At 65.6% G+C, this 4,505-nt stretch carries 4 protein-coding genes; 3 read left to right on the plus strand and 1 reads right to left on the minus strand.

All coding sequences use genetic code 11. The features are described from left to right. On the minus strand, positions 1-1,544 hold a 1,544-nt coding region (locus AC6H42_RS10125), incomplete at its 3' end, for a TldD/PmbA family protein (protein ID WP_497547947.1). Between the two features lie 274 nt (positions 1,545-1,818). On the opposite strand from AC6H42_RS10125, the gene AC6H42_RS10130 reads away from it, so the two are divergent. The 3 genes from AC6H42_RS10130 to AC6H42_RS10140 all read left to right on the plus strand — a co-directional run bounded on the left by AC6H42_RS10130 (position 1,819) and on the right by AC6H42_RS10140 (position 4,313). Continuing rightward, entirely contained in the window at positions 1,819-2,625 is an 807-nt protein-coding gene (locus tag AC6H42_RS10130; RefSeq protein WP_057155352.1) for a class I SAM-dependent methyltransferase, read from the plus strand. 102 nt (positions 2,626-2,727) lie between these two features. Then, positions 2,728-3,420, plus strand: coding sequence for an aquaporin Z (gene aqpZ / locus AC6H42_RS10135; RefSeq protein ID WP_057155351.1), 693 nt, complete (start codon positions 2,728-2,730; stop codon positions 3,418-3,420). A 29-nt stretch (positions 3,421-3,449) separates the two neighbouring features. Further along, positions 3,450-4,313 (plus strand): transporter substrate-binding domain-containing protein, encoded by an 864-nt coding sequence (locus tag AC6H42_RS10140; RefSeq protein WP_057155350.1) that lies wholly within the window; start codon positions 3,450-3,452, stop codon positions 4,311-4,313. Positions 4,314-4,505 lie beyond the last annotated feature (192 nt).

The raw sequence follows: 4,505 nt of genomic DNA on the forward strand, positions 1-4,505 counted from the left end.
CCCTTGCCGTCGAAGAAGGAGCCGCCCATGCGCCAGTCGCGCTCGTCGCACATGGCGGAGCAGGCGTTCCAGAATTCCTGGGTGTTGGACTGGTAGGCCACGTCTTCCAGCGGCCGGGTGATCTTGCCGTCCTTGATTTCGTAGAACAGCTGGCCGCCGAACTGGAAGTTGTAGCGCTGCTGGTCGATCGAGAAGGAACCGTCGCCGACGATGTAGATGCCCTTCTTGACGTCCTTGATCATGTCGTCCGGCGTGAGCTTCTTCTTGCCCGCCTCCAGCGACACGTTGGGCATGCGCTGGAACTGCACGCTGCTCCAGCTGTCCGCGTACGAGCAGCCGTGCGATTCCTTCTCGCCGATGATGTGGGCCTGGTCGCGCGTGGCCTGGTAGTTCACCAGCACGCCGTCGCGGATGATGTCCCAGCGCTTGCACTTCACGCCTTCGTCGTCGTAGCCGACCGCGCCCAGCGAACCCGGGGCGGTCTTGTCGGCGACGATGTTGACGATGTCCGAGCCGTACTTGAATTTCTTCGATTGCCACTTGTCCAGCGTGGCGAAGCTGGTGCCGGCGAAATTGGCTTCGTAGCCGAGCACGCGGTCCAGTTCCGTCGGGTGGCCCACGGATTCATGGATGGTGAGCCACATGTGCTCGGGACTGAGCACCAGGTCGTACTTGCCCGGCTCGACCGACTTGGCCGACAGCTTGGCCTTGGCCTGCTTGCCGGCGTTGCGGGCGTCCTCGATCAGGTCGTAGGAGTTGCGGTACAGCGTGGTGACGCCGCCGGCGGCCTGGAACTTGTCCTCCTTGCGCGCGTCCAGGTATTCGTAGCCCATGCCGACCGGCGACGACAGGCCGGAACGCGAACGGAATTTGCCGGTGCCCTTGTCGACGGCGGTGGCAAAGAACGGCACCCACAGGCGGTGCAGGTCCTGGTCGATATAGGAGCCGTCGGTGGAAGCGAAGTACTTCTGCTGGTTCACCTGGAACAGCAAGGACTGCATGAAGCTGGCGCCCGCGTCCAGGCCGGCCTTGTTGCCGGCGATGAGCAGCTCGGCCTTTTCCTTGATCGGCACCGCGCGCCAGTCCTTCTTGTAGGGCGTGGCCCAGGACACGGTGCCGGCGCCGGTCACCGGCGCCAGCTGCAGCGGCGTGCTTTGCAGCCTGGAGTTGGCCTTGGCGATGGCCACCGCCTGGCGCGCCGCGCCCGCCACGCCGTCCGGCGAGACGTCGCTGGTGGCGGCAAAGCCGTAGGCGCCGTGGGCAATGACGCGCACGCCGACGCCGGCCGATTCGGTATTGGTGATGTTCTCCACGTTCAGGTCGCGCGTGGTGAGGAACTGGTTCAGGTAGCGGCCGATGCGCACGTCGCAGTAGCTGGCGCCGGCCTGGGTGGCGGCCGTCATGGCCGTATCGGCCAGCATTTTCTTGAAGGCGGTGTCCGCCGGCTTGAGCAGCTCTTCGGCCGCGATCGCCCTGCCGTATGCGGGCAGCAGCATCGTGCCCAGGGCCAAACCACTGATATTGAGGAATGCACGTCGTTCCATAATCTCTCCAAAAGAACCTTCGCCGGAAAGCACACCATGACGCAAGTTTTATGCCATTGCAAATGTTTTCGGCGCCGCCGCCCCACTCCAGCACGCAGGCCGATACCGGCTTGCGCGACGCAAGCCGCGGGTGTCCGAAGTGTCCGCGCGAGTGTCCGCCCGGTGTCCGGACGGGGCGGCGCGGACACTGTCGAATCTGCTTGACCCGGCCAGCGAGTTCCCCGATGATCGGCGCAGACGACCGCCACGCGTCGTCAACAACCTGGAGACATGCATGAAACAATTCATACTCGGCGCAGTGATCGCCTGTGGCCTGGCCGCCCCTGCGCTGGCCGACGACGCGCTCAAGGCAGCCATCGCCAACACCGCGCGCACGCCGGCCAACGTGGCGCGCGACGCCGCCCGCCACCCATATGAAACGCTGACCTTCTTCGGCATCCAGCCCAACATGACCGTGGTGGAACTGGCGCCGGGCGGCGGCTGGTACACCGAGATCCTCGGCCCCTACCTGCGCAAGGACGGCAAGCTGATCGCCGCCGGCAGCACGCCCGGCTCGGCCACCGAGAACGTGCGCAAGGCCGCCGCCCGCTTCCAGGACCGCCTGAACGCGGTGCCGGCCTCCTATGACAAGGTGGTGCTGGGCGCCTTCGAGCCGAACAACAATGTATACAGCTACGCGCCCAAAGGCAGCGCGGACATGGTGCTCACCTTCCGCAACATCCACAACTGGATCGGCAACGGCGACGCCAGCCTGAAGATGCTGTTCGCCAGCGTGTACGACACGCTGAAGCCGGGCGGCGTGTTCGGCGTGGTGGAGCACCGCCTGCCGGCCGGCATGAAGCAGGACGACAAGGCCAGTTCGGGCTACGTGCACGAAGCCTATGTCATCAAACTGGCGGAGAGCGCAGGCTTCAAGCTGGCGGCCCGGTCGGAAATCAACGCCAACCCGAAAGACAAGGCCGATCACGAAAACGGCGTATGGGCGCTGCCGCCCACCTACACCAACAAGGACAAGGACCGCGCCAAGTACCAGGCCATCGGCGAGAGCGACCGCATGACGCTCAAGTTCGTCAAGCCATAGGCTGAGCGCTGGCTGTTTGCAGGGCGCTGCCGCATCGAAGGATGGACATTTCTTGCACCCCGGTATAAATTGTTAATTCGTTAAATTTACTAAGGGGTATCTATGAAAGCATATGGCGCAGAGTTTGTCGGCACCTTCTGGCTGGTGCTGGGCGGCTGCGGCAGCGCGGTGCTGGCGGCGGCGTTTCCCGGGGTCGGCATCGGCCTGCTGGGCGTGTCGCTGGCGTTTGGCCTGACGGTGCTGACCATGGCTTATGCCATCGGCCACATCTCGGGTTGCCACCTGAATCCGGCGGTATCGATCGGCCTGTGGGCCGGCGGCCGCTTCCCGGCCAGCAAGCTGCTGCCCTACATCGTGGCGCAGGTGCTGGGCGCCATCGCCGCCGGCGGCGTGCTGTACCTGATCGCCAGCGGCAAGGCGGGCTTCAGCCTGGCCGGCGGCCTGGCCTCCAACGGCTACGGCGAGCATTCGCCGGGCGGCTATTCGCTGACCGCCGCGCTGGTGACGGAAGTGGTGATGACGATGATGTTCCTGATCGTGATCCTGGGCGCCACCGACCGCCGCGCGCCGGCCGGCTTCGCCCCGCTGCCGATCGGCCTGGCGCTGACGCTGATCCACCTGATCAGCATCCCTGTCACCAACACCTCGGTCAACCCGGCGCGCAGCACCGGTGTGGGCGTGTATGTGGGCGACTGGGCGGTAAGCCAGCTGTGGCTGTTCTGGCTGGCGCCGATCGCCGGCGCCGTGCTGGGCGCGCTGGTGTACCGCCTCATCGCCGATGAGGCCAAGAACTAAGCGCTTGCATCCGGCCGCATCACGCCGCCATGCGCTACTATAGCGGCGTGATGAACCAGCTTTATTTTCCCCTGGCCCTGCTGCTGGCCTGCTGCGCGCCGCAGCGGTCGGCAGCCGCGCCGCAGCCGGCGACACCGCCGGCCATACAGCGCTTCGTGCTGCCCGCCGTCTCCCCCAGCGCGAAGGAGCATGCCGCCTATTTCCCCCGCCTGCTGAAGCTTGCCCTGGACAAGACCGTGGCCTCCGACGGCCCGTACGCGCTGGCCTACTACGGCCAGGAATTGACCAGCTTGCGGCGCAATACCGAACTGAAAAACAATGGCGTAATCAACGTCATGTGGGACGGCACCGACCGCCAGCGCGAAGCCGAGCTGCTGCCGGTGCGCATTTCACTGATCAAGGAATTGAACGACTACCGCGTATTCCTGATCCGCAGCGAGGACGCGCCGCGCTTCGCGGCGGTGCGCACGCTGGACGACCTGCGCCGGCTGAAGGCCGGCGCAGGCACCAACTGGCCATCGACCGGGGTGCTGCGCTTTAACGGCTTGCCGGTGGAAACCTCCGGCGGCTATGAATACCTGTTCCCCATGCTGCGCGTGAAACGCTTCGACTATATGCCGCGCGGCGCGCAGGAGGCGTGGGCGGAGCTGGAGCAGCACCCGGGCGAAGGGTTGCAGGTCGAGTCCACCATATTCCTGCACTACCGCGTGCCTTTCTATTTCTTCGTCAGCCGCAGCCGGCCGGAGCTGGCCGCGCGCATCGAGCGCGGGCTGCGCCTGGCGAAAAAGGACGGCAGCTTCGAGCGCCTGTTCAACAGCATCCCCGCCTTCCAGCGCGGCATGGCGGAAATCACGGCGCGCAAGCGCCGCGTGTTCGAGCTGCGGCAGCCGTGATGGCGGCTTACGCTCCGCGAACCCGCCCTACTTTTTGGCAGGCACCGGCCTCAGGTCCAGGTCGGCGAAGTCGTAGCTGAAATCCGTCTCGGCCGACACCGGCTTCATCTTCATGCGCTCGATGCTGCCGTCCGGGTTCAGCGCGAAGCTGACGTAGGCGTCCGCGTTGAAGTTGCGCTGGCGCCAGCGCAC

Source organism: Massilia sp. NBRC 108631 (genome assembly GCF_059704565.1).

What these genes read in the sequence shown, in the direction of transcription:
- AC6H42_RS10130 (WP_057155352.1), top strand. Translation starts at nt 1,819, where the DNA reads ATGAAACAATTCATACTCGGCGCAGTGATCGCCTGTGGCCTGGCCGCC.
- aqpZ (WP_057155351.1), top strand. Translation starts at nt 2,728, where the DNA reads ATGAAAGCATATGGCGCAGAGTTTGTCGGCACCTTCTGGCTGGTGCTG.
- AC6H42_RS10140 (WP_057155350.1), top strand. Translation starts at nt 3,450, where the DNA reads ATGCGCTACTATAGCGGCGTGATGAACCAGCTTTATTTTCCCCTGGCC.